Here is a 23,529-nt window from a genome sequence, read left to right on the forward strand (position 1 = left end):
TCCTTGTTCAGTGTCGCGCGGCCTAGTTACAGGAATATCCTATGGCAGACCAGCATGCCAAACTCACATGGACCGGGGATCGGGTCCCAGTATCGGATCAATTTAATGATCCCTATTTCTCGTTGCAAAATGGGTTAGAGGAAACGCGCCATGTCTTTCTGGGCGGGAACGACTTGCCTGCGCGATTTGCCCCCGGCTTTCATATTGCCGAACTGGGTTTCGGTACCGGTCTGAACATGTTGACAGTATGGTCCGAATGGGAAAAGTCGGGCCAGACAACAGCTTTGACTTTTACCAGTTTCGAAGCGTTTCCGATGGCACATGACGATATGGCCCGCGCTTTGGAGGGATTCCCGGCCTTGGCTGAGTGGAGCAGTCGGTTTCTTTCAAATTGGCAAGGTAAGGAATGTGATCTTGGTACGCTGCGATTGCACGTCATAAGTGGCGATGCGCGGCAAACTCTACCCGAATGGAAAGGAATTGCAGATGCCTGGTTTCTAGACGGATTCTCACCTGCAAAAAACCCAGAGCTTTGGGGGCAGGAGTTGATGCAGCAAGTCGCTGATCACACTGCCCGGGGGGGTACAGCCGCGACATACACAGCGGCAGGATTCGTGCGCCGAGGACTGCAAGATGCAGGGTTCACCGTCAGTCGTACGCCGGGATATGGTCGCAAACGGCATATGACACGGGCTATTTTGCGATGACGCAGCAGAACAATGCTCGTGCAGGTATTGCGCTTATGATTGCTGCGACAGTTGTTTTTGCTTTGCAGGACGGTATTTCCCGTCACTTGGCTGGGGCCTACAACACCTACATGGTGGTAATGATCCGCTATTGGTTCTTTGCAGCCTTTGTGATCGCCTTGGCAATGCGCGCTTCGGGAGGAATCAGGGCGACGGCCAGCACGAACCAGCTGGGGCTGCAGATCACGAGGGGCGTGCTATTGGCCGCGGAGGTCTGCGTAGCAGTTTACGCGTTTACAATTCTGGGTCTGATCGAGAGCCAGGCGGTTTTCATTTGCTATCCCTTGTTGGTTGCTGCGCTGAGCGGGCCGGTTCTCGGGGAAAGTGTCGGATGGCGGCGTTGGGCCGCCATCGGCGTTGGGTGCATAGGCGTTCTGATTATTCTGCAACCGGGTATTGGCGTATTTAACCCATGGGCTGTGATACCCCTTATATCTGCGTTCATGTTCGCGATTTACGGGCTGATGACCCGCTATGCTGCCAGACGTGATAGCACAGCGACAAGCTTTTTTTGGACGGGGATTGCGGGTGCTACCGCGATGACGGTTGTTGGAATCTGGTTTTGGGAACCAATGCATTTACACGACTGGTTCTGGATGGGTTTGCTTTGTCTTAGCGGGGTCCTTGGTCACTGGTTGTTGATCAAATGCTATGAGATGGCCGAGGCCAGCGCCGTGCAGCCTTTCGCCTATTTCCACCTGATGTGGAGTGCAATTTTGGGTATTGCGATCTTTGGTGAAACGCTACGCCCAGCGGTGATTGTGGGCGCAGCCTTGGTGATCGCTGCGGGTCTTTTCACTCTATGGCGCGAAAGACGCCAAAGTCGAACCGGTTAGTTCTTGAGAGAACGGCACTGGAAGGGGCGGTTTACCTAACCTTGCACGATAAACTGGAAGGCTTTCAGCAACGCGCATTACATAGTTTCGCGTCTCGGAAAACGGAATTAGCTCAATCCAATCGATTACGTCCACCTCGCCACGGCGTGGATCGCCAAACCGTTCCATCCAGGATATGGGACGCCGTGGTCCAGCGTTGTAGCCAGCGGCCATCATGACCACATTGCCATTGAAATCCGCAGCCAGCCCAGACAGATAGTTCGCACCCAGTTTGGCGTTATACTTCCAATCCGTGGTGAGGCGTCCAGTTTTGTGGCCGCTTAGAATGCCCAATTCCTTGGCGACCAATTTTGCCGTCGCAGGCATAACTTGCATCAAGCCGCGCGCGCCCGCACCGCTGATGACAACGGGATCAAACTCGCTTTCCCGCCGCGCAATTGCCAGTGTCATCTCCTTGGCCATCGGCAGGCCCATATCTGCTACGGGGTGTACCGGATAATAAGCTGCGGGCAGCACGATCCCGGTGGTCGCTGCTCGTTTGGCAATCATTACGGCCAGATGAGGTTCCTTCAACTCGATAACCAAATCCCCCAACTGTGCAGCCTGAATGGGGTCAAGGCCTTCCACCAAATGGGTCAAATACCGTTCTGCAAGATTGTCTTCGTCCGCAGTTAACAATAACAATCCGGCTTCCAGCACGCTTGAGTTGGCGAACCCTGCCTGTTTCCAATGCGCTGCACGCCTTGGGTTGGCCAATTCTTCGTCGAAAGGTCGCCCGATCTGCTCGGCTGCCAGAAGGCCATAAAACGAGGTTTGGTAATCCGCGCCTGCCGCATAGGCTTCATAGGCCTTTTCTGCGTTGCCTTGTGCCGCATAGGCTCTGCCCAGCCAATAGCCGCCGCGCCCTTTGGAAATCGGCGAACTCACGGCATCTGAAAAATTCTGGAAATGGCGAACGGCTGTGTCAGGGTCGTCCAGTTTTCGTAGCGCCAAAAAGCCGGACAGCCATTCCAGATCTGCGTAGCCATAGCCCATTTCAGGCGTCATGTGGTGGTTTGCCGCAATGTCATAAGCGCGTGACATATTGCCCTGTCGCATAACCAGCCGCGCCAGTCGGCGGCGCCCTTCAGCCCATTTATCCGGTTCTCCTAATTCATCAGGTCCTGTCGAACGCGCCAACATCAATTCGATTGCGCTATCGTCAAGCTCTTTTCGATCGCGCCAGACAAATCGGTCAAAGGCCAAACCCGGCGAGTCCGACAGCGATTTCGGGACGGCAGAGACCTTGCCATCGACCCCTGGTTGTCGTTTCTGCAGGGCAATCCGGGCTTCGGCCAACTTGCGTTGATCTGCACTGACCAACGGCAACATTTGATTCGCGCTGACAAGATGGCCGTCCCAAAGCATTCGGTCCAACCGCGCTTCGTGATGCGGTTTCAGCAGCTTGTCGAAGTTTTCCAGATAATTCTTTTGCAGACCCGACCCCATAGGCATCGTGCGCCATGCCGTCACGATATCTGCCTCGGCCTCGCCATTGCGGCCTTTTGCCATCAATGCCACAGCGTAGTTTAAGGCGCCTTCTGCGGTTTGCGGCGGTGTTTCGGCGTAGAAATTCACCACCCGATCTGCATCGGCACCCGTGAAGGCGGGTTCACTTTTGCGTCGCAACCATGCAAGACCGGGCCAATCCGGGCGGCGCCCCAAAAATACAAGCACATCTCCGGAAGTGCCAAATCCTTCGCGCAGCCAGTGCCAGACAATGATATCGCGCGACACTGAACCGCGCGCTCCAGATACTTGCAGTGCTTGGTTCCAGTCGCCTTTGCGCATCGCATCAAGTCCGGCTTGCAAATCTGCCGCCGCGTCTGCGCGCGCAGACTGCGAGTTGACTGCGAAAATCATTACCACCGTCATCAAAACGGTTAGAAAGCGTGTCATCCCTTGCATTTCCCAACCAACCAAGGATAGAGCCATTCAGGATAAACCTTGCGTCACCGGGATCAACTCACAAACCGAAGATCGTGAGCGACCGCGGCGCAAAAACAGCAATTCGCACCCTAAGGAGCGCACCCATGTTCACAGGCTCTATGCCAGCCCTCGTCACCCCGTTCCGCAACGGCGAGTTGGACTTGGACACGCTCAAACAATTGGTGGAATGGCAAATTCAAGAAGGCTCTTCCGGGTTGGTGCCTGTTGGCACCACAGGTGAAAGCCCGACACTCAGCCACGAGGAACATGAGATCGTCGTGGCGGAGGTTGTCAAAACCGCCGCAGGCCGCGTGCCTGTTATTGCGGGAGCAGGATCAAACAACACGGTTGAGGCGATCCGGTTCGTGCGATTCGCGGAAAGGGTAGGTGCTGACGCTGCGCTTGTCGTGACGCCTTATTATAACAAACCCACTCAGAAAGGGTTGATTAGCCATTTTCGCGCATTGCATGACTGCGCAGATATTCCGATCATCATCTACAATATCCCCGGGCGTTCCGTAATAGACATGACGCCCGAAACCATGGGCGAACTGGCAAAATTGCCGCGCATAGTCGGCGTAAAGGATGCTACAGGTGATCTGGCACGCGTTAGTCAACAACGCGCAAGTTGCGGCCCGGATTTCTGTCAGTTGTCAGGTGAAGATGCGACTGCGCTGGGTTTCAATGCTCATGGTGGGGTGGGATGTATTTCGGTCACGGCAAACGTCGCGCCGCGGTTGTGCGCCGAATTCCAACAAGCCACACTGAACGGCGATTACGCCAAGGCCTTGGAATATCAAGATCGATTGATGCCACTTCACGAGGCTATTTTCATCGAACCGGGTTTGGTGGGCGCTAAGTATGCACTCAGCAAACTGGGGCGTTGCAGCGACGAAGTACGCTCGCCGTTGACAAGTTTAGAAGACAGTACAAAATCATCGATTGAAGCTGCGATGGCGCATGCAGGATTAGTTTAAGGCATACTTCATGAAATGCAAAAGGCGGCGCTCGTAAACCGGGAACCGCCTTTTTTGTACGAAACTCATCTTGGTTGAAGACTGTTTGCCGTAGTTTCGGCAGACTCGATACAGCTCACCTTTTGCCGTAGTAGATACCTACGACATGCTCAGCTTGCGCGAAGAAAAGCCAACGCGACGTCGCTACGCCAGCGAGATGTGAAAGTACAGCGACTGCGGCAAGGAAATGCTTAGTGGCGACAGAATTGACCGGCATGATCAGCAGAACGACCGGGATGAAAAAGCCTAGCGAAAACGCAATGATGCGTAGTTTCTCAGCGTGCTTCCGGCCCACCACATGGACAAATTCGCGCAACAGATAATTCGTGCCAGTGTGCGGAGGTTCGAAAGCGCGAACAGAACCGCGATCACCCAGACCAGTGGCAGTGCCAATGTTGGTGCCTGAGCGGGCCAAAGCTTGATCACCTTGCCTCCAGTACAGAATCTGAACCAATGCGGCGATCAACAATGAGATCAACGCCAGCGCGGTTTGTCCGGCCAGCAGTGCGCCGCCAGCCAAGCTAAAACTGAGGAACATTGCTGGGGTTAGATTCATATTCCAGCGCGGGATCGATTTGAGCTGTGTGTAGATCATTGAAGTCGTAAAGACCGTTAAGATCGAGAATAACGCCCCAACAAAGCCCAGCAGACCCCAACGTTGGTCAAAGAAAATTGCTCCGATGGCATATAGCCCCATGAGGATCAATGCCGCGACTGCGCACCATCCTTCGCGGCTGAGCCAACTTGACCGCCATTGAGTAAAGGCTTTTATTGCGCGCTCAGGACGACCCAGATGGAAAGTTGAAGCCAGCAGTCCCGCGACTGACAGACCAAAACCAATAACAAAGAAAGTGAATGCAACCCAGCCGGTTACATTTGGCAGGCCTAGTCCCAAAAAGAACAGCAGACCGAAGCCCAAGCCAGAAAGCGTGGTAAAAACGATAACGGAAGGTGCGGGATGCATCAGAGTTTCTCCAGCGCTTTGTCGAGCCAGCCCATGAAACCTTTTGGCTCTTCGGCAATAGGTGCAAGCAAAGGAGCCAGAACATCGATCTGGTCCTCGATTGTATCTTTGGGACGGGGCGGCAGGTATTTGTTCACGGGTTTTGTACCCTGTTCAGGCATCAGATCTATGCCGCCACGTTCTGCGACCAATTTACTGACATCGCTGTCAGGATCGCCCAGATCGCCAAAATGGCGAGCTCCGGCGGGGCAAGTACGCACGCACGAGGGGACACGATCAACTTCGGGCAGATTTTCATTATAGATACGGTCAACGCAGAGCGTACATTTCTTCATTACACCTTCTGCGACGTCCAGTTCGCGCGCTCCGTAAGGGCAGGACCACGCGCACAAGCCGCATCCGATGCAGTCGCTTTCGTTTACCAAAACGATGCCGTCCTCGACCCGTTTGTAGCTTGCACCTGTTGGGCAAACAGTAACGCAGGGCGCATCTTCGCAATGCAGGCAAGACTTGGGGAAGTGAACAAGTTGCGCGTGCCCGTTTTGAGGCTGCACTTCATAAGAATGAACACGGTTTAGAAATGTGCCCGAGGGATTGCCACCATAAGCGTCCTGATCAGAAAGCGGAGCGCCATAGTTTTCAGTGTTCCAACCTTTGCACGAAATGACACAGGCATGGCATCCGACACATGTGTCGAGGTCGATCACCAAACCCATCTTGCGTTCTGTTGAATGGGGGAGTTGGGTCATTTGCCTACCTTCCACGCGAGGTCTTTTGGGCCGGTGCCTACCGGTGAATTGATCGGTTCGAATTCAGGCTGGCTTTGCGCGTCGTCTGGAGCTGCGGCCTTTTCAATCTTCACTTTCAGGTCGAACCACGCGGCTTGTCCCGTGATCGGGTCCGAGTTGGCCCAACGCAGCCCGTCACCCTTCGGTGGTAAAAGTTCATGGATCAGGTGATTGAGCAAGAAGCCTTTAGTGGCCTCGGGCGCGTCATCATGCAGGGCCCATGCACCTTTGCGCTTACCTATGGCGTTCCATGTCCAAACGGTATTATCGTTCAGTGCCGCCATTTCCATAACCGGAACGATGATTTGTCCATGGGGTGACGTGACCTTGGCCCAATCGCCGTCTTGCAGTCCATGCTCACGCATCAGCTTGGTAGGAACATACAAAGGGTTACGACCATGCAATTGGCGCAGCCAGGCATTTTGGGTGCCCCAACTGTGATACATCGCCATCGGGCGTTGGGTCAGGGCATTGACAGTAAAGCCCTCATTGCCGGTTTGATCTGTTTCGTACCAAACGGGCATCGGGTCCATCGTCGCTTTGATTCGCCCACGCAGATACTCGGGCGGCTGGCGCTCGCCATGACCCTCGGCGGCCAATTGAAACTTGCGCATAGGCTCAGAATACAGCTGGAACAAATAGGGTTGCGGGCTGTCATAAATTCCCATGCCAACGGCCCAATCCTGATAGGCGTTGTTCCAGGGTTTATAATAATCAGCGCCTTCAGGGATATGGGCCACAAAGAAGCCGCCGTTTTCAATATAACGGTTTAACTGATCCGGGTTGATTTCGCCGCGACCTACCTTTTCACCGTTTTCACCACGATAGCCAGCCAATGGGCCGATACCCGGTTTGCGTTCGTGGTTCACGATGTAGTCGGCGTAATCAACCCACTTGGCGCTGCCGTCCTCGTTGGTGAAACCTGGCAAGCCCATCCTGTTGGCAAGATCAATCAAAACCGACTGGAATCCGCGCACGTCGCGGTCAGGCTCGATAACTGGCCACCGGATTGCATCGGCGGCCGCTTCTGCCTCGCAAATTGGGCGGTCTAGCAACGAGATACAGTCGTGGCGTTCAAGATAGGTTGTATCAGGCAAAATCAGGTCGGCATAGGCCACCATCTCGGACGAGTAGGCATCCGAATAAATGATATGTGGGATCACATAGTCACCGTTTTCGTCCATATCCGTCAACATATCCATGACACCCTTGGTATTCATGGTCGAGTTCCAGGACATATTGGCCATGTACATGAATAATGTGTCGATCTTATAGGGGTCACCCGCGTGCGCGTTAGAGATTACCATATGCATCAGCCCGTGGCTGGACATCGGGTTTTCCCATGTGAATGCCTTGTCGATCCGCGCAGGACTGCCATCCGCTTTCAGTGCAAGATGCTCGGGCCCCTGAACAAACCCCAGATGAGGTCCGTCCAATGGTGAGTTTGGCGTCACTTTGCAGTGCGGTGTCGGATGCGCTTCGACCGGTTTGGGGTAAGGCGGCTTGAAGCGAAAACCGCCTGGCACTTCCACCGTACCAAGGAGAATTTGCAAGACGTGTAACGCCCGACAGGTTTGAAAACCGTTTGCGTGGGCAGAAACACCGCGCATCGAGTGCATCGCCACCGGGCGACCGATCATCTTGGTGTGTTTCTCACCGCGAAAGTCGGTCCATTCATGATCCAGTTCAAAGGCTTCGTCAAAGGCCACGCGCGCCAGTTCGCCTGCGATTGCGCGGATGCGTTGGGCAGGGATACCACACTGATCGGCGACGTTCTCCGGCGCGTATTCATCGCTGAGATACCTTTCAGCCATCAGGTGGAAAACCGGGCGATGAGTAACACCGCCCCTTTCATAAACCGCTGAAAGGTCAGGACGCACACCGGGCTTGTCGAAAGCCGTCAACTTACCTGTTTCGCGGTCGACGACCAACGGTTTGCCGTTTTTATCTCGCAGGAACAGGCCCTTGGTGGGACCTTCGGACGCGTCGATCAAAACGGGCGCGTTGGTATAGCGGCTGAGATAGTCCAGGTCGATCATACCTGCCTTCATTAGGACGTGAATCATGGACAAGATGAATAGCCCGTCGGTCCCTGGTGTTATGCCGACCCAGTCATCTGCCACTGCGTTGTACCCCGAACGGATCGGGTTGACGCCAATCACACGTGCGCCGCGTGCCTTGATTTTGCCGATGCCCATCTTGATTGGGTTCGAGTCGTGATCCTCGGCCACGCCAAATAGCATGAACAGTTTGGTGTGATCCCAATCAGGTTGTCCAAATTCCCAGAATGCGCCACCCATGGTATAAATGCCGCCCGCGGCCATGTTGACCGAGCAAAAGCCGCCGTGGGCAGCATAGTTGCAGGTACCGAAATTCTGCGCCCAAAAACTTGTAAAGCTCTGGCTCTGGTCGCGACCCGTAAAAAACGCCAGTTTTTCCGGGTTGTCTTCACGGATCGGTTTGAGCCAGCCGACGGCTATGTCCAGCGCCTCGTCCCAACTGATTTCTTCAAATTCGCCTGACCCGCGGGGACCGACTCGTTTCAATGGCGCCTTCAACCGCGAAGGGGCATTGACCTGCATGATGCCTGCCGAGCCTTTGGCGCAAAGCACACCTTTGTTTACCGGGTGGTCGCGGTTGCCCTCGATATAAGCCACTTTGCCGTCTTTCATGTGAACATTGATCCCGCAACGGCAGGCACACATGTAGCAGGTGGTTTTTCGAATCTCGTCCGAGACTTTGGGACTGGTGTCAAGGATCGGCTGCTGATGAGTCATTGGCGGGTCCTGTCAGTTGATCCGGATACGGCTTTGGTCGGCCGGGCCGGAATGGGATAGTCCGCGGCACCGGCCGCAGGTTTTAGTCTATTGCGCAGTTTGCGCCTGTAAAACGGTAACGGCGATGATCTGCGTTACATCATCCGCACTGCATCCACGGGATAAATCGTTCGCAGGCTTGGCGAGGCCTTGCATAACGGGGCCAATGGCTGCGTACCCACCCAATCGCTGGGTAATTTTGTAGGCGATATTACCCGCGTCCAGATTGGGAAAGATCATAACATTGGCTTGCCCGGCCACGGATGAACCCGGAGATTTTCGCTCACCCACAGTCGGCACAAACGCGGCGTCGAATTGAAGCTCTCCGTCGACTTCGAGATCGGGACGCTTTGCGCGAATGGTATTTGTTGCTTCGATCACCTTGTCGACGGCTTTATGGCGTGCGCTTCCCTTTGTGGAAAAACTCAGCATAGCAATTTTTGGCTCGACCTGCAGGAGAGAACGCGCCGAAGCGGCTGAGGTTTCCGCGATGTTGGCAAGCTCAGAAGCTGAAGGATCAATCACAAGCCCGCAATCTGAATAGAGCATGGCGCGCGCATTATCTGGTGCGTCGTCGGGTGGATACATCAAGAAAAATGACGAGATCATGCCAGCGTCAGGTGCCATACCGATCACTTGGATAGCGCTTCGCACTACATCGCCCGTTGTGTGCACGGCGCCGCCGACGGTGCCTGTGGCGTGACCAATCCGCACAAGCATTGCAGCATATATTAACGGAGTTTCAGCTGCCGCCCGCGCCTTTACTTCGTCGACACCTTTGTGTTTGCGCAGTGCAAGGAACTCTGCGGCAAACATTTCAGTCAATTCCGAGGTTGCCGGATCGTGAATTTCTATGCCTCCGCCGACGGATATGCCTTCAGCAGCAAGCGCCGACGAGACTTCGTCCTCGGGTCCGACCAGAATGATATCGGTCAACCCCGAGTTATGGGCGGCAAGCGCCCCCGCCACGACGCGGGGATCACTGCCTTCGCTCAATGCAATTACAGGACGGGCTGCCGGGGCGCTGTTGCGCAACAGCTCGATGGGTGTCTTTGTCATTCGCCCCGGTCCCTGTCTTGCGGCCTACACCTGTGTTTCAGCCATGTCTGCAGCGTTGATACCAGCAACACGCACAGGATTTTTCATCGCGTCGCGGCGGAACGGCTCGCCCAGCTCTTGGTTGATCAAGGCCTCAATCAGCGTTGTAATGCCGTTCTTCTGGTCGATAATTGCCTGATTGAGCGCTGCGGTCAGCTCTTCCTGAGTGCGCGCCTGTACACCCTTCAGGCCACAGGCGTTTGCGATTGCGGCATAAGACACGCCCTGGTCCAATTCGGTACCGACAAAGTTGTCGTCAAACCAAAGGGTCGAGTTCCGCTTCTCAGCGCCCCACTGGTAGTTGCGGAAAACGATTTGCGTTATTGCGGGCCATTCTTCGCGGCCAATCGCGGTCAACTCGTTAACCGATATGCCGAATGCTCCGTCGCCAGCAAAACCTACCACGGGCACGTCAGGGCAACCGATCTTGGCGCCAATGATCGCAGGAAGACCGTAACCACAAGGGCCAAAGAGCCCGGGTGCTAGGTATTTCCGGCCTTCGTCGAATGACGGGTAGGCGTTTCCAATCGCACAGTTATTACCAATATCCGACGAAATGATCGCCTCACGCGGCAGCGCTTGCTGGATTGCGCGCCATGCCATGCGGGGGCTCATCCATTCGGGCTTGGCGGCGCGTGCGCGCTCGTTCCAGGTGGTACCTGGATCGTCGTCTTCATGGGTCATAGAGCTTAGTTCTTGTGCCCATGCGGACTTTGTTTGAGCTATTTTAGCTTTGCGTTCGTCTCGTCCCGCATCGCCCGCATCTTCTGCTAGTTGGTCCATAATACCGTTGGCTACCAGCGCCGCATCACCCACGATACCTACAGTCACGTCTTTGGTCAGGCCGATGCGATCGGGGTTGATGTCAACCTGTATGATTTTCGCGTCTGTCGGCCAATAGTTGATGCCGTAGCCAGGAAGCGTCGAGAACGGATTCAAACGTGTGCCCAAGCACAAAACAACGTCAGCTTGGTTGATCAACTCCATCCCTGCTTTGGAACCGTTGTATCCGAGTGGACCGGCAAACAGAGGGTGGTTGCCCGGGAAAGCGTCGTTGTGCTGATAGCCAACACATACAGGTGCATCCAAACGTTCAGCCAATGCCTGCGAAGCTTCGATGCCTCCCTTCGACAGAACAACGCCTGCGCCGTTCAGAATAACCGGATTCTTGGCTTTCGACAAAAGCGCCGCTGCCTCGGCAACCGCATTTGCACCGCCGGAAGGGCGTTCAAAGTCGACAATTTTCGGTAGCTCGATGTCAACAACTTGGGTCCACATGTCGCGGGGGATATTCATCTGCGCGGGTGCCGAGGCGCGTTTAGCTTGCATGATCACGCGGTTTAGAACCTCGGCCACACGGGTCGGGTCACGCAGCTCTTCCTGGTACGCCACACAATCGGCGAACAGGTTCATCTGTTCCATTTCCTGAAAACCGCCCTGGCCGATGGTTTTGTTGGCAGCCTGCGGTGTGATTAGCAGAACCGGTGTATGGTTCCAGTATGCCGTCTTAACCGCAGTCACAAAGTTAGTGATACCAGGACCATTCTGGGCGATCATGATTGACATCTCGCCCGTAGCACGGGTGTAGCCATCGGCCATCATCCCGCCAGAGCACTCGTGCGCACAATCCCAGAAGGTTATTCCAGCCGCTGGAAAGATATCCGAAATCGGCATCATTGCTGAACCGATAATGCCAAAGGCATGCTTGATACCATGCATCTGTAGCGTCTTAACGAACGCCTCTTCTGTCGTCATCTTCATGTGAGTTCTCCGGGCTGATAGGAAGTAGCGGGGTATTCCACCCCGACGTTTCCATCTGGTTTTGGCGTATGGGTGTCTGTCGCGTTAGGGCCAAAACACAAGCCAGGGTAGGTCCAGTTTTGTTCAATACTGGCGAATGGTGTCGGCGATCTGGTGGATTCCGGCACGTATTCGTTCAGGTGCTATCGACGAGTACCCAAGCCGATAGTAGTTGGTCGGTCGATTAGGGCCGGAAAAGAACAACTCTCCAGGTTCGATGTGGACAGATTTTTCCTGAAGGGTTTTGGCCAATTGCGTGGTATCTATGCCCTCGGGGGCTTGCATCCAAATGGAGGATCCGCCGAACACACCACGCCCTGCGACGTTCAATCCATGTTCGGCGATAGCCTCTTCAATCGCTTCACGGCGTTGCTGTAACGCTTTGGACATCCTCCGTATCTGGGCATCGTAGTGACCCAGCGACAGAAAATACGCGGCGGTTCGCTGAATATGCCCCGGTGGATGCCTTAGGACTAACGATCGCAGAGCCCGTGCTTCACGAATGAAAGCTTCGGAACCGACCATGTATCCAAGTCTCAATCCAGGAAACAGGGACTTCGAAAAGCTGCCTACGTATATCACACGCCCTTCCCGGTCGATAGATTTCAATGCCGGAGACGGCGCGCCCAAAAATGCCATTTCAAACTCGTAATCATCTTCTACTATGACGGCATCCAATTCGCGCGCCCGTGCCAGCAAAGCGTTGCGTCTGTCGATTGGCATAGTCGCGGTGGTTGGGCACTGATGGCTTGGTGTGGTGAAGATGACGTCGGTATCCTCGGGGATCGCATCGGGCGGCAAACCTCGCTGATCCACACTTATCGGCGCCAATTCACATTCGGCATGGTTCAAGAGATCGCGAAGGGCGTAATAACATGGATCCTCGATAGCTGCTTTGCTATTGCGGTTCAAAAGAACGCGTGAAGCGAGCCACAACGCATTCTGCGCGCCAAGTGTGATTAAAATTTCCTCTGGTCGTGCCGAAATCCCGCGTCGTGGCAATGTGTGCCGGGCAATAAATTCGACCAGCAGTGGGTCGTCCCGGTCGACATAATCTCCGGTGAGTGAGTCAAAGTCCTTGTGCCCTAGTGCACGTACGGCGCACAATCGCCAATTGGCGTGATCGAACAGAGTTCTGTCGGCTTGACCGTAGATGAATGGATAAAGATATTCCTGCCAGTTACTGGGTTTCTGAAGGAAATCCCCCTCTGAAAATCGACGTGCAAGGGCGGCGTTCCAGTTAACAGTTTCAGCGCCGCGTTGAACAGGCGTGTATTGCGGAGGTACAGGCGCATTCTGTGACACGTAGTACCCCGAGCGGTCTTTTGCTGTCAGATAATCATTGGCCAGTAATTCTGTGTAGGCCAATGTCACTGTGATCCGACTGACACCCAGATGAGACGCCAGATTTCGCGATGAGGGTAGTTTTTCGCCCACATGGAATCGACCTGACAGAATGCCTTCGGCAATCATTTGTTGAATTCGGGCTTGCAACGTGCCCTGCCCGTTCGGTTCTAGAAAAAATGTGTCGACTGAGATGGCCATTACCAAGTTATAAGCTGGACTTAACCAGGGGGCAATCTGGACATAAGTTAGCGCGAGCTTTGTCTATTAATTTTTTGGTTGACCTATGCTTCTGAAAAGTTCATATAACTAGTAAATTAGTTTTATGGAGATAATATATGTGGGAAGCGGCAGCAGCTGGGTTTTCTGCAATGGGTTCAGAAGCCCGGCTAAAGGTTCTGAAAACGCTGGTTCGTGCCGGGGAATCAGGGTTGACAGTCGGTGAAATCCAAAACCGGACTGATATTGCGCCTTCGACCCTTGCACATCACCTGCGGTTTCTGTCCGCGGGCGGTGTTGTCGAGCAAGAAAAAATAGGGCGGAGTACTATAAATCGCGCCAATTTCGACGAACTTAGAAAACTGGCACAATTTATCCTGAGCGAATGTTGTGCGGACGAAATCGGGAAGGCTGCAAACGATGGCTGAATTGACTCAAAATCCAAAGATGGCACCAAAAGCCATCCTTGAGATGATAAAAACGCCTTGGGCGTTGATCGTTGCGCTTTTGATGGCAGTCGCCCTACTTGACCCAGATAACTGGGTCGACGTGGTCACGTTTGCCGCCAAGGCGCTGGCCCATACGGGCCAATACATTTTGTTTGCCGTTTTGCTCTTGTCTTACCTAAAGGCCACCGGGGCCGAGGTTATGGTTGAGCGCGCTTTTGAAGGGCGCGAAACCCGGATGATCCTGCTGGCTGCATTGTTCGGTGGGTTGGCTCCGTTTTGTTCTTGCGAAGTAATCCCCTTCATCGCCGGCCTTCTAGCGCTTGGGGCACCGCTCTCGGCCGTGATGGCATTTTGGCTCAGCTCTCCGCTGATAGATCCGCCGACATTATTAATCACGGCTGGTGCATTGGGTTGGCCTTTCGCAATCGGAAAGGCAATTGCAGCGGTGGCACTTGGCTTGTTCGGCGGCTTTACCGTTCGGTTCCTGATGCGCAATGGCGCATTTGCCCAACCACTGCGTGAATACAAACCAGCAGGTTGCTGCGGTTGCGGACCCAAGCAGGATGATAGGCCGGTTTGGCGTTTCTGGCAGCAGCCCGAGCGCCGCGCCCGATTCCGTTCCGAGTTCGTGCACAATGGCGTATTTTTGCTGAAATGGTTGGCATTGGCCTATGTACTCGAGGCGTTGCTTGTCAGCTATGTGCCAGCAGACCTAATCGCGCGTGTTGTAGGTGGAGAAGGCGTCGTGCCCATCGTGATCGCAGCACTGGTTGGAATGCCTGCATATCTGAACTCGTACGTCGCACCGCCGCTACTGGCCGGGCTGATGGAACAAGGCATGAGCGCAGGCGCGGCGATGTCCTTCATGGTCGCTGGTGCCGTTAGCTCGATACCAGCAATGGCGGCTGTTTGGTCGCTCGTCAGACCACGGGTATTCGCAACCTATCTCGGCTTAGGCGTTTCCGGTGCGATCGTAACAGGTATTTTGTTCCAAACGTTGTAAAAGAAAACCGCCCGCTGACATTAGCGGGCGGTTTGCCGTTAGCTTGCCTCGCAAAGCTGTGGCAATTTCAAACGATAGCGGGCCTCGCCACTTTTCACGAAGACACGTTTTTCCACACAAGCACTGGTCCCGACAGATTGCGAGATAAGCCCGTCTGTTGATGTGATCGAAGTCGCGGAACCGTCTGGCAAACGAACCGATGCGATTACCCCGTTTTTCAAATCGCCATTGATAGAGGTTGCGGACAGAACCGCGACCGTCAGGAATGAGTCGTGCTCGTGTTCGCCATCGTCACCGAGTACAAACAGACTGGTGACCAGCGCGATCATGATCAAACCGCCCAGAATGGCCAGACCCTTTGTCTTGAGAAATACGTAGATTGATACTGCGCGGTGTGGTCCAAAAATAGCGGACAGTGCATTCAGCATGGTGTTTCCCGGGAACAAGCGCCCCGACTATGCTGCGTCGGGGCTACTAAGATCATTGGCGCAAGTCGTCTTCATTTTCTTCTTCGCCACTTCCTTTTGGAAGGTTGAAGAAGCTGTCCGCGTCCACAATGGGTTCCTCTTCTTCCTTGCTTTCTGGCTCTTCAGACAGCGAAAAGGTCTCCAAACCTTCGATCGCGGTTGGTATCTTGGGCGCATTTTCCATTTCGAGCGACTGTTCAGTTGAAACCAGTTTGCGCCGCTCATCGTCGCTCATTACACCGCCTTCGGCTGCCTTCTTGGCGGCGGCCTTTTGAACGATTGCGTCCAGCTCGGACTGCTTACATAGCCCCAGTGCAACGGGATCAATTGGCTGCATATTCGTTATGTTCCAGTGCGTCCGCTCGCGGATCGATTGGATCGTCGGTTTCGTGGTTCCCACGAGCTTGGCGATTTGTCCGTCGCTAAGTTCGGGGTGAAACTTGACCAACCAAAGAATCGAGTTCGGACGATCCTGCCGCTTGGACAATGGCGTATAGCGGGGTCCGCGCCGTTTTTCTTCGCCAGTTGCGGCCGGATTAAACTTGAGTTTCAGTTTATGCAAAGGATCACTCTGCGCCGCTTCGATCTCATCCTGTGTGAGCTGGTTGTTGGCGATCGGATCGAAACCTTTAACACCTGCTGCAACGTCACCATCGGCGATACCCTGCACCTCTAACTCGTGCATGCCCACGAAATCCGCGATCTGCTTGAAGCTGATCGTGGTATTATCCACCAGCCATACTGCTGTTGCCTTGGCCATCAGGGGTTTTGCCATCAGCCCATCTCCTATACATACATCTATCCCGTCGCCGGAATTCGGCGGCCCCGTGGTCTTGGGGCAGGTTTCCGTTGTCGGGGAACTTGGGCTGTATATAGTCGCCGCAAGGCAAGAAGGGAAGAGGCGAATGCGTTGGTTGGTTCTTTGGGTGTTCAGCGCAATGACCGCGTATGCCGATAGTGAAACAGCGGGTGAGTTTGACTACTACGTACTATCACTCAGCTGGTTGCCGAATTGGTGCGCACGCGAAGGCGATGCGCGGGGATCAGACCAATGTGATGTCCGGCACGATTATGGGTGGATTCTGCACGGCCTCTGGCCGCAGTATAATCAAGGTTGGCCTTCTTTCTGCCGTACCACCGAAGCACAACCTTCGCGCCGAATGACCCGTGCGATGTCTGATATACAGGGAAGTTCCGGGCTGGCGTGGCATCAATGGAAAAAACATGGCACGTGCTCGGGCCTTAGTGCGCCTGATTACTTTGCTCTTTCAAGACGGGCCTACGACAGCGTGAAACGTCCCGAGGTGTTTCGAAAACTTGACAAGTCTGTCAGATTGCCCGCCTCGGTTGTTGAAGACGCGTTCGTTGAAGCAAACCCAGATCTGTCGCGGGACATGATCACAATCACTTGCAAGCAGGGTTACATCGAAGAAGTTCGCCTGTGTCTTTCGCGCGCGCTTGAACCAGTGCCTTGCGGACGCGATGTGATCAGAGATTGCTCAGCGGAAGACGCTTTGTTTGATCCGATTCGCTAAAGTTTACGGTTCTGGCAGTCCCGCGCGTATTCCAGCGCTTTGGCTGTTCCGTTCAGATCGATGGCCATCACCACCTCACCTAAAGGGTTATAGACGGTCATGGTTTTGTTTTGCGCGATAGCGTTGACAAAATTCCGGTCAGTGAAGAACACAGTCGCACCCGGTACGCGGTCTTGCCTAAAACCTATTGCAGTGGCGTCAAAACTTTTGCCATCCAGCTCGAACCGGATCGGATAGCTTTTACCGGGTTCGATTTCGCCCCACGCCTTATTGTAAACGGTGAAATACCCACGATTGCCCAGAGCATCATAACCCAACCGAACGACCGATAGATCCTGATATACGGTCTGGATCAGACATCCATTGCCCAAGGCTGGATCCATCATGATGTTCCAGCCTTGGACAAAACCTTTGTCTATCAATTCTTGTGAAAAGGCCGCGGTTGCCGTGAAGGCGGCGAAAGTGAGGGCTAGAATGCGGTTCATTGGAACTCCTGGGTCGGTTCTGGCGAAACTTACCGGTTTAAGTTGACCTTTTGTTCATGATTATATCGACGGCGGCCACGAGGGCGCTTCTCCAAACCTGTTTGCCTCAGCGTCGCTGGGTTGAACAAAAAAGTAGATGAGGATGAGAAACCCAATCAAAGGAATCAGGCCAATAAGCAACCACCAGCCTGAACGATCCGTATCATGTAATCGACGTGCGCCGACTGCCAAATTTGGTAGCAGTACCGCAAGGCTCGCTAAAAGTGAGAGCGGCTGCCCGGCGTTTTCGTCGCCCGCCTGAAAGCCTAAAAGAGGGGCTATGACGAATGCGTCCAGTACGCCCAGGATCAGCATGAAAATAAGTAGTGCAAGGAACCACCACCAATATTCCGACCTAGATGCGCGTCCTGAAAATGTCGCGTAGTTGGAAAAAACCTTCTGGACCGCCGACACCATATTTTCCACTGCCTAATCTCCCTAAATTTGTTTCCGGACGGCAACTAATGCAGCTGCCCGTCTGAATGGCCGAACTCAAATTAGCTTTCATTCGTATCCAGTTACAGGTGTGATCCCCTATATCACAGAATCTGGGTTAAGGTCTTTTATTCAAATATCAAAAAGAATCTTGTTCGATCGTGGCAATAGAGACCATCAAAATTGCTGGCCACAATCCTAAAGGGATTAAGTTTTTCAAATTTCTTTTCGCGCCCGCAGAGCGGCGGTAATCGTGCCATCATCCAGATAATCAAGTTCACCGCCAATTGGCACACCTTGCGCCAATGACGTCAGGCGTACCTGGCCTTCCAACTGATCGGCAATGTAGTGGGCAGTTGTTTGCCCATCGACAGTTGCATTAAGCGCCAGGATGACCTCGCGAATCCCTTCCGCGATGACGCGATCCTTAAGGCGCGGAATCCGCAGCTCGTCTGGGCCGACACCGTCCAATGCAGACAAGGTGCCGCCTAGAACGTGGTAACGGCCCTTAAAAACTCCGGCGCGTTCCATCGCCCAAAGGTCGGCCACATCCTCGACTACGCAAAGTTCTCCGGTTGCTCGGGCCTCACTGTCGCAAATTTCACAGACGTCCGTCGTGCCGACATTGCCGCAGTTTAAACATTCGCGCGCTGTAGCGGCCACCTGTTGCATGGCATCCGAAAGTGGCGTCAGTAAAAGGGCGCGTTTGCGGATCAGGTGCAGAACGGCGCGTCGGGCCGAGCGAGGGCCAAGACCAGGAAGCTTAGCCATCAGGTCGATCAAGTTATCGATATCGCTATTTGAGCTCACGGCCTGTCCTGCACTTCTTTAGAAATGCGCCTCGTTGGGTAGATGGGTTCGGTTATTAAAAGGGCAGTTTGATGTCTTTCGGAAGGCCCATGCTTTCTGTTAACTTGCCCATTTCTTCCTGTGATCGCTGGGCAGCTTTTGATTGGGCGTCCTTGATTGCGGCAAGGATCAGGTCCTCGACCACTTCTTTGTCGTCGCCATTGAAGATCGACGGATCGATATCCAGGCTTTTCAGCTCTCCCTTGGCTGATGCGGTTGCTTTAACAAGTCCCGCACCTGACTCACCTACGACAATTATGTTATTCAACTCGTCCTGCATTTCAGTCATTTTGGTTTGCAGGTCCTGTGCGGATTTCATCATCTTGGCCATATCGCCCAAGCCGCCGAGTCCTTTGAGCATTGCACTTCTCCAGAAAATTGGTTTCCCGCCTAAATACGAGCGGTGCACGCGTGGTACAAGGGGGGACAGTTACATGCGTTGGGCGCCACTATCATTGTCAAGTCCTCACCAACAACTTCAGTAATATCCCAGGGCGGGGCTCAGACGATGCGCACCCTGTCTAACCCATCGTCATCGGTGACGGAACAACATATCGAGCGAAGAGTTCGTGGATAGCCGTAATCCCAGGGGCGCCCTCGGTGGAGTGTAGCGCGCTCGTCCCAAATCAGCACGTCGCCCACATTCCATTTGTGCGAGTAAACGTAATCAGGCTGCGTACAAAAGGCGATCGCCTCGTCCAGTATCTCTTGGCTTTCTTCATGGCCCATACCTTCGATCGCAAAGGCGTGCGATGCGATAAACAAGGCTTCCTCACCGGTTACTGGGTTTGGCCAGACAGCGCGCCACGGTCGATCGGGCCAACGTGTCATGTTCGGTAATGCGGCAAGATCGGTCGATATCTTGGAACGAGAGTGTGACAAGCGGTGCCAGATGACAGCATCCTGTAGAACGGATTTCAAATGCTCGGGCATCTCAGACCATGCGGCGCGAGTCGATGCAATTTCGGTTTCCCCGCCAGAGGGTGGAACGACATGAGCCGTCAGAATGTTGATAAGGGCAGGCACCGGTAAAAAAGTGCTGTCGGTATGCCACAACATGTTGGCCTGCAAATCCAGCAATCTGAGATCATCCTTCGCCCGTACGCCAGACTTGGTTTGATTTGTAAGCTCGGGAACGTGAAACGAAACGTCGCGCCCGGCAGCCATTGCTTCGCGGTTTTCCAGCGGACCAAACAGCTCTCCCAATCGAATATGATCGTCATCGGTCAGGGATTGCGCCGGAAACAATAGTGCGGAATGCGTTTCGAAAGCTCTTCGGATTTCAGGATAAAGATTGCCCTTGTCAACTTCCCTGAGGTCGACGTCATGGATAGTGAGTCCGAATTTGGGGTGCAGCGGGGTCGAGTGCATTAGGTTCCTCCGTCACATGCCTAACCACAGCATGAGCGACACGTTGTGGGGCTTTCCGCTTTGATCGAGTCAAAGTTAGTCTTCTTCGAACGGGTCCCATTCGTCTTCCACCTCTGGCAGAGCTTCGGTCTCGACTTGGGCTGCCTTTTGTTCTGGTGTTTCAATATTGGTGATCCGAGCCTTTGGGAAATGCGCCAGAACCGCTTGAACCATCGGGTGTTGCTCTGCCTGATTACGCAAGGCTAAGTCAGCAGTGTCGCGAAGTTCCGCAATTGTAGGGGCCTCTCCCTCCGATACGATTGAGACGGCCCAACGATTTCCAGTCCAGCGCTGCAAAGCCGAACCCAGCCGGGCAGCCAAGTCAGAGGGTGCTTTATCGGCCGGTGTGAACTCGATCCGACCAGGCTGGTATGAAACAAGGCGTATGCCGTTCTCGACTTCGACCAGTAACTTTACGTCGCGGTTAGAACGGATCAGTTCGACAACATGGTCGAACGTCGGATACCGCGCCAGCGCGGTTTGAGTGTCTTGGGCCAAAGCAGCCGTCGGTGCGCCGGCGCTTCCACGTGGCGTGGCGGCATATGACGCAGGGGCCGACACATGCGTTGTAGTAACACTTTGGCCTCCATTCGGAATACCGCCGCCCGGGCCGCCGGGTGGCGGCGTCGGCGCATCTTGCAGACGTTTCACCAGCTCTTCCGGGCTGGGAAGATCGGCAACGTGCGTAAGACGAATGATTGCCATTTCCGCAGCCATCATACTGTTTGGCGCTGCGGACACTTCCTCCAACGCTTTAAGCAACATCTGCCACATTCGGGTCAGGACGCGCATAGGCAGCGTTGAGGCCATATCTTGACCGCGTGCCCGCTCATCCGGGGAAACAGTTGGGTCCTCCGCCGCGTCTGGTGTGATTTTCACAACAGAAACCCAATGTGTTATTTCGGCTAAATCACGCAGTACCGCCAATGGATCTGCGCCCTCAGCATACTGTGCGCTCAATTCCGTTAACGCACCTGCGGCGTCGCCCCGCAAGATCATATCCATCAGGTCCAACACGCGACCCCTGTCAGCCAAGCCCAGCATGGCACGAACCTGGTCTGCGGTGGTTTCGCCGGCACCGTGCGAAATTGCCTGATCCAGCAAAGAGGTCGCATCGCGGGCTGATCCTTCGGCTGCGCGGGTAATCAGCGCCAGTGCGTCATCTGCGATTTTAGTGTCTTCCGCCGCCGCGATCCGGCGGAGAAGTGCGATCATATCCTCGGGCTCGATCCGACGTAGGTCAAACCGTTGGCATCGCGACAGGACGGTCACCGGGACCTTTCGGATTTCCGTCGTGGCAAAGATGAATTTCACATGCTCGGGCGGTTCTTCCAGAGTCTTGAGCAGCGCGTTAAAAGCGCTGGTCGACAGCATGTGAACTTCGTCGATTATATAAATCTTATAGCGCGCGCTCGCTGCGCGGTAACGTACGCTGTCGATGATTTCTCGGATATCGTTCACACCCGTGCGGCTGGCGGCATCCATCTCCATGACGTCAACATGGCGGCCTTCCATTATCGCTATGCAATGTTCGCATTGACCGCATGGTTCAGTCGTTGGTCCGCCTTCGCCGTCAGGGCCGATACAGTTCATGCCCTTGGCTATTATTCTGGCTGTTGTCGTCTTACCGGTGCCTCGAATACCGGTCATGATAAAAGCCTGCGCGATCCTGTCTGCTGCAAACGCGTTCTTTAGCGTCCGAACCATAGCGTCCTGCCCCACCAGATCGGCAAAGGTTTCGGGACGATATTTTCGGGCGAGAACCTGATAGGCGGGGCTGGGCGTGTCGGTCATGTCTGCTTTCGCGGATTCGTATTCAGACCGCAGCGTAGAGGCCCCTGTCGTCCGCGTCCACAGCGGGTAAGCAGGATTTTGTTTTGGAAACTGCGCTGGCAGAGTTAAAATCACCGAGTCTGATGTCACGCGTAAGACTTACTGGGTAACGTTTCGGGGGGAACGGCAAGATGTCTCAAATGGTGATTCATGCGTTGCAAGTGGGCGGTGGCACACTTGCGCTAACCTCAATGCCTGGGCGGAATGGTGATTATTCCGGTGATCTTGAGATGATTTCCGGCTGGCGTCCGGGTCTTGTGATCTCGATGGCGACTGAAGTTGAGATGATCATGGACGGCGCTCGCGACTTTGGACGCGACGTACAAAGCCGCGCCAGCCGTTGGGTTCACCTTCCGGTCGAGGATTTTGGGGCACCATCGGCGGAAATCCGCAAACGCTGGGGTGTTGCCAGCGCATCAGCGCGGCAAGCGCTCTCCGGCGGTGGTCGCGTCTTGGTTCATTGCCGCGGCGGGTGCGGTCGTTCGGGAATGGTCGTACTCCGATTAATGGTCGAATGCGGCGAAAATCCCGATACGGCGCTGACGCGATTAAGGGCCCTTCGCCCCTGTGCGGTTGAGACTGATGACCAAATGCATTGGGCGACAGCGCCGGCTGTCGTTTTCGCGGCGCAATAGCCCTAGAGGATCGCACAGTAATCTGGTTCAGCCACATCTATTTCAGATATCGTTAGCGCCTGGAGCATGGCGCATGGGGGATTGTATGTCGCACTAGATGGCAGGATACCAAAATCTGTCCCAAACATTAGCTCGGCAAAGGTATCTAACAGATCCATTTGGGTGTCAGTTTCCACTCCGCAATAAAGGCGCACTTCGTCCACCCGTGCACGAAACTTTGCGGTGCATCCGTTTTTGCAATACGCCAGTTCAACGCTGCCTTCGATTTCGATATCGCGCGTTGCACTCCGTCCCGAGGCTAAGATGGACTTAGCCAGCTCACGGCCCGTGCGTGCCATCGCAGGGCACGCGGTGCCCGTGCGATGGCAAATCGTGGCCGTAAATCGATGTGTTTTCGTGTTCCAGATCATGATGTGCCCTCCGCACATTGGACGATGGGCTTTGTTCGGGAAGACCCGCGTATCACGGTCTGACCCCAACCGGACGCCCCGCCCGAGTTTCGGTTTCATTTTTTGATGGCAGGTCTCCTGACTTGCGGGTCGTCGCTTTGCCGACCTTCCCAGCCTGTTGGCCAGTGGTATCTCGGCATCGCTTTCCGCTTACAGTTGCGGGGGCAGTCTCGGACTTGAACCATTCCGGTATCCCAGGAAGGTCGCACCGTGTTCCCTTTTAATCCCGTCCTCAATCGAGGGCAGGGAAACCATCAGCCAACGGCTAATGGCCAAACCACACCCAAGTCAAGCTTGCTGTATTCTGGAGTGTGAGCTTAAGGCTCAAACTCAGGGAGAAAAACG

The 23,529-nt window shown here is 54.5% G+C and carries 23 protein-coding genes and 1 riboswitch; of the genes, 7 read left to right on the forward strand and 16 right to left on the reverse strand.

Annotation, left to right across the window (positions count from 1 at the left end):
• The first annotated feature begins 41 nt into the window (after positions 1-41).
• A complete protein-coding gene (gene mnmC2 / locus AC2FNV_RS16640; RefSeq protein WP_170603297.1) occupies positions 42-707 on the forward strand; it encodes a tRNA (5-methylaminomethyl-2-thiouridine)(34)-methyltransferase MnmC2 in 666 nt (221 codons plus the stop codon).
• Positions 704-1,582, forward strand: coding sequence for a DMT family transporter (locus AC2FNV_RS16645; protein ID WP_170603299.1), 879 nt, complete (start codon positions 704-706; stop codon positions 1,580-1,582). The genes mnmC2 and AC2FNV_RS16645 overlap by 4 nt, the downstream gene beginning before the upstream one ends.
• Here AC2FNV_RS16645 and AC2FNV_RS16650 read toward each other — a convergent pair.
• Entirely contained in the window at positions 1,547-3,520 is a 1,974-nt protein-coding gene (locus AC2FNV_RS16650) for a lytic transglycosylase domain-containing protein (RefSeq protein ID WP_170603301.1), read from the reverse strand. The genes AC2FNV_RS16645 and AC2FNV_RS16650 overlap by 36 nt on opposite strands.
• A gap of 134 nt (positions 3,521-3,654) precedes the next feature.
• Between AC2FNV_RS16650 and dapA the strand changes: the two genes are divergently transcribed.
• Entirely contained in the window at positions 3,655-4,527 is an 873-nt protein-coding gene (dapA, locus tag AC2FNV_RS16655) for a 4-hydroxy-tetrahydrodipicolinate synthase (protein WP_170479155.1), read from the forward strand.
• 115 nt (positions 4,528-4,642) lie between these two features.
• On the opposite strand, the gene AC2FNV_RS16660 is transcribed toward dapA, so the two are convergent.
• From AC2FNV_RS16660 to pdxR, 6 genes are all read right to left on the reverse strand, one after another.
• Positions 4,643-5,530, reverse strand: a complete 888-nt coding sequence (locus AC2FNV_RS16660) for a dimethyl sulfoxide reductase anchor subunit family protein (RefSeq protein ID WP_170603303.1) — start codon at positions 5,528-5,530, stop codon at positions 4,643-4,645.
• Positions 5,530-6,279 (reverse strand): 4Fe-4S dicluster domain-containing protein, encoded by a 750-nt coding sequence (locus tag AC2FNV_RS16665; protein ID WP_170603305.1) that lies wholly within the window; start codon positions 6,277-6,279, stop codon positions 5,530-5,532. Before AC2FNV_RS16665 ends, AC2FNV_RS16660 begins: the two co-directional genes overlap by 1 nt.
• The gene (locus AC2FNV_RS16670; protein ID WP_496773920.1) at positions 6,276-9,095 is read right to left on the reverse strand and encodes a molybdopterin oxidoreductase family protein; all 2,820 of its coding nucleotides are present in this window, start codon (positions 9,093-9,095) and stop codon (positions 6,276-6,278) included. Before AC2FNV_RS16670 ends, AC2FNV_RS16665 begins: the two co-directional genes overlap by 4 nt.
• An 87-nt stretch (positions 9,096-9,182) precedes the next feature.
• The gene (gene pta / locus AC2FNV_RS16675; RefSeq protein ID WP_170603309.1) at positions 9,183-10,193 is read right to left on the reverse strand and encodes a phosphate acetyltransferase; all 1,011 of its coding nucleotides are present in this window, start codon (positions 10,191-10,193) and stop codon (positions 9,183-9,185) included.
• Between the two features lie 24 nt (positions 10,194-10,217).
• On the reverse strand, positions 10,218-11,993 hold the full coding sequence (xsc, locus tag AC2FNV_RS16680) for a sulfoacetaldehyde acetyltransferase (RefSeq protein ID WP_170603311.1): 1,776 nt from the start codon (positions 11,991-11,993) through the stop codon (positions 10,218-10,220).
• 123 nt (positions 11,994-12,116) lie between these two features.
• On the reverse strand, positions 12,117-13,577 hold the full coding sequence (gene pdxR, locus AC2FNV_RS16685) for a MocR-like pyridoxine biosynthesis transcription factor PdxR (RefSeq protein WP_170479144.1): 1,461 nt from the start codon (positions 13,575-13,577) through the stop codon (positions 12,117-12,119).
• Between the two features lie 137 nt (positions 13,578-13,714).
• Between pdxR and AC2FNV_RS16690 the strand changes: the two genes are divergently transcribed.
• Together AC2FNV_RS16690 and AC2FNV_RS16695 are read left to right on the forward strand one after the other, a co-directional pair.
• Positions 13,715-14,023: an ArsR/SmtB family transcription factor gene (locus AC2FNV_RS16690; RefSeq protein ID WP_170479142.1), complete on the forward strand. Its 309-nt coding sequence runs from the start codon at positions 13,715-13,717 to the stop codon at positions 14,021-14,023.
• Entirely contained in the window at positions 14,016-15,047 is a 1,032-nt protein-coding gene (locus tag AC2FNV_RS16695; protein ID WP_170603313.1) for a permease, read from the forward strand. Before AC2FNV_RS16690 ends, AC2FNV_RS16695 begins: the two co-directional genes overlap by 8 nt.
• A 38-nt stretch (positions 15,048-15,085) precedes the next feature.
• Here AC2FNV_RS16695 and AC2FNV_RS16700 read toward each other — a convergent pair whose 3' ends face one another.
• A complete protein-coding gene (locus tag AC2FNV_RS16700; RefSeq protein ID WP_496773923.1) occupies positions 15,086-15,475 on the reverse strand; it encodes a hypothetical protein in 390 nt (129 codons plus the stop codon).
• Positions 15,476-15,527: 52 nt separating this feature from the next.
• The gene (locus tag AC2FNV_RS16705; protein WP_170603315.1) at positions 15,528-16,289 is read right to left on the reverse strand and encodes a DUF1013 domain-containing protein; all 762 of its coding nucleotides are present in this window, start codon (positions 16,287-16,289) and stop codon (positions 15,528-15,530) included.
• Between the two features lie 130 nt (positions 16,290-16,419).
• Here AC2FNV_RS16705 and AC2FNV_RS16710 point away from each other — a divergent pair, with 130 nt between their 5' ends.
• Positions 16,420-17,049: a ribonuclease T2 family protein gene (locus AC2FNV_RS16710; protein ID WP_170603317.1), complete on the forward strand. Its 630-nt coding sequence runs from the start codon at positions 16,420-16,422 to the stop codon at positions 17,047-17,049.
• Here the strand turns inward: AC2FNV_RS16710 and AC2FNV_RS16715 are convergent.
• From AC2FNV_RS16715 to AC2FNV_RS16740, 6 genes are all read right to left on the reverse strand, one after another.
• Positions 17,046-17,534, reverse strand: a complete 489-nt coding sequence (locus tag AC2FNV_RS16715) for a hypothetical protein (protein ID WP_170479132.1) — start codon at positions 17,532-17,534, stop codon at positions 17,046-17,048. The genes AC2FNV_RS16710 and AC2FNV_RS16715 overlap by 4 nt on opposite strands.
• A 60-nt stretch (positions 17,535-17,594) precedes the next feature.
• Positions 17,595-17,990 carry a DUF805 domain-containing protein gene (locus tag AC2FNV_RS16720; RefSeq protein ID WP_170479672.1) on the reverse strand — a complete coding sequence of 132 codons (396 nt, stop codon included), beginning with the start codon at positions 17,988-17,990 and terminating at the stop codon, positions 17,595-17,597.
• A gap of 234 nt (positions 17,991-18,224) precedes the next feature.
• Positions 18,225-18,818 (reverse strand): recombination mediator RecR, encoded by a 594-nt coding sequence (gene recR / locus AC2FNV_RS16725; protein ID WP_170479130.1) that lies wholly within the window; start codon positions 18,816-18,818, stop codon positions 18,225-18,227.
• A 55-nt stretch (positions 18,819-18,873) separates the two neighbouring features.
• On the reverse strand, positions 18,874-19,218 hold the full coding sequence (locus AC2FNV_RS16730) for a YbaB/EbfC family nucleoid-associated protein (protein ID WP_170479128.1): 345 nt from the start codon (positions 19,216-19,218) through the stop codon (positions 18,874-18,876).
• A 140-nt stretch (positions 19,219-19,358) separates the two neighbouring features.
• A complete protein-coding gene (locus AC2FNV_RS16735; protein WP_170603319.1) occupies positions 19,359-20,228 on the reverse strand; it encodes a TauD/TfdA dioxygenase family protein in 870 nt (289 codons plus the stop codon).
• Positions 20,229-20,303: 75 nt separating this feature from the next.
• Positions 20,304-22,061: a DNA polymerase III subunit gamma/tau gene (locus AC2FNV_RS16740; RefSeq protein ID WP_170603321.1), complete on the reverse strand. Its 1,758-nt coding sequence runs from the start codon at positions 22,059-22,061 to the stop codon at positions 20,304-20,306.
• A 170-nt stretch (positions 22,062-22,231) separates the two neighbouring features.
• Between AC2FNV_RS16740 and AC2FNV_RS16745 the strand changes: the two genes are divergently transcribed.
• The gene (locus AC2FNV_RS16745) at positions 22,232-22,735 is read left to right on the forward strand and encodes a protein-tyrosine phosphatase family protein (RefSeq protein ID WP_170603323.1); all 504 of its coding nucleotides are present in this window, start codon (positions 22,232-22,234) and stop codon (positions 22,733-22,735) included.
• 2 nt (positions 22,736-22,737) lie between these two features.
• Here the strand turns inward: AC2FNV_RS16745 and AC2FNV_RS16750 are convergent, their stop codons facing one another.
• On the reverse strand, positions 22,738-23,244 hold the full coding sequence (locus AC2FNV_RS16750; protein ID WP_170603325.1) for a hypothetical protein: 507 nt from the start codon (positions 23,242-23,244) through the stop codon (positions 22,738-22,740).
• Positions 23,236-23,455, reverse strand: a riboswitch (cobalamin riboswitch). (Overlaps the previous gene by 9 nt.)
• Positions 23,456-23,529: the final 74 nt, after the last annotated feature.

The organism is Ruegeria sp. BHSA163 (assembly GCF_059613365.1).

Bases quoted from the DNA above. Each gene is read 5' to 3' on its own strand.
- mnmC2 (WP_170603297.1), top strand. From the start codon at position 42: ATGGCAGACCAGCATGCCAAACTCACATGGACCGGGGATCGGGTCCCA.
- AC2FNV_RS16645 (WP_170603299.1), top strand. From the start codon at position 704: ATGACGCAGCAGAACAATGCTCGTGCAGGTATTGCGCTTATGATTGCT.
- AC2FNV_RS16650 (WP_170603301.1), bottom strand. From the start codon at position 3,520: ATGACACGCTTTCTAACCGTTTTGATGACGGTGGTAATGATTTTCGCA.
- dapA (WP_170479155.1), top strand. From the start codon at position 3,655: ATGTTCACAGGCTCTATGCCAGCCCTCGTCACCCCGTTCCGCAACGGC.
- AC2FNV_RS16660 (WP_170603303.1), bottom strand. From the start codon at position 5,530: ATGCATCCCGCACCTTCCGTTATCGTTTTTACCACGCTTTCTGGCTTG.
- AC2FNV_RS16665 (WP_170603305.1), bottom strand. From the start codon at position 6,279: ATGACCCAACTCCCCCATTCAACAGAACGCAAGATGGGTTTGGTGATC.
- AC2FNV_RS16670 (WP_496773920.1), bottom strand. From the start codon at position 9,095: ATGACTCATCAGCAGCCGATCCTTGACACCAGTCCCAAAGTCTCGGAC.
- pta (WP_170603309.1), bottom strand. From the start codon at position 10,193: ATGACAAAGACACCCATCGAGCTGTTGCGCAACAGCGCCCCGGCAGCC.
- xsc (WP_170603311.1), bottom strand. From the start codon at position 11,993: ATGAAGATGACGACAGAAGAGGCGTTCGTTAAGACGCTACAGATGCAT.
- pdxR (WP_170479144.1), bottom strand. From the start codon at position 13,577: ATGGCCATCTCAGTCGACACATTTTTTCTAGAACCGAACGGGCAGGGC.
- AC2FNV_RS16690 (WP_170479142.1), top strand. From the start codon at position 13,715: ATGTGGGAAGCGGCAGCAGCTGGGTTTTCTGCAATGGGTTCAGAAGCC.
- AC2FNV_RS16695 (WP_170603313.1), top strand. From the start codon at position 14,016: ATGGCTGAATTGACTCAAAATCCAAAGATGGCACCAAAAGCCATCCTT.
- AC2FNV_RS16700 (WP_496773923.1), bottom strand. From the start codon at position 15,475: ATGCTGAATGCACTGTCCGCTATTTTTGGACCACACCGCGCAGTATCA.
- AC2FNV_RS16705 (WP_170603315.1), bottom strand. From the start codon at position 16,289: ATGGCAAAACCCCTGATGGCCAAGGCAACAGCAGTATGGCTGGTGGAT.
- AC2FNV_RS16710 (WP_170603317.1), top strand. From the start codon at position 16,420: ATGCGTTGGTTGGTTCTTTGGGTGTTCAGCGCAATGACCGCGTATGCC.
- AC2FNV_RS16715 (WP_170479132.1), bottom strand. From the start codon at position 17,534: ATGAACCGCATTCTAGCCCTCACTTTCGCCGCCTTCACGGCAACCGCG.
- AC2FNV_RS16720 (WP_170479672.1), bottom strand. From the start codon at position 17,990: ATGGTGTCGGCGGTCCAGAAGGTTTTTTCCAACTACGCGACATTTTCA.
- AC2FNV_RS16730 (WP_170479128.1), bottom strand. From the start codon at position 19,218: ATGCTCAAAGGACTCGGCGGCTTGGGCGATATGGCCAAGATGATGAAA.
- AC2FNV_RS16735 (WP_170603319.1), bottom strand. From the start codon at position 20,228: ATGCACTCGACCCCGCTGCACCCCAAATTCGGACTCACTATCCATGAC.
- AC2FNV_RS16740 (WP_170603321.1), bottom strand. From the start codon at position 22,061: ATGACCGACACGCCCAGCCCCGCCTATCAGGTTCTCGCCCGAAAATAT.
- AC2FNV_RS16745 (WP_170603323.1), top strand. From the start codon at position 22,232: ATGTCTCAAATGGTGATTCATGCGTTGCAAGTGGGCGGTGGCACACTT.
- AC2FNV_RS16750 (WP_170603325.1), bottom strand. From the start codon at position 23,244: ATGAAACCGAAACTCGGGCGGGGCGTCCGGTTGGGGTCAGACCGTGAT.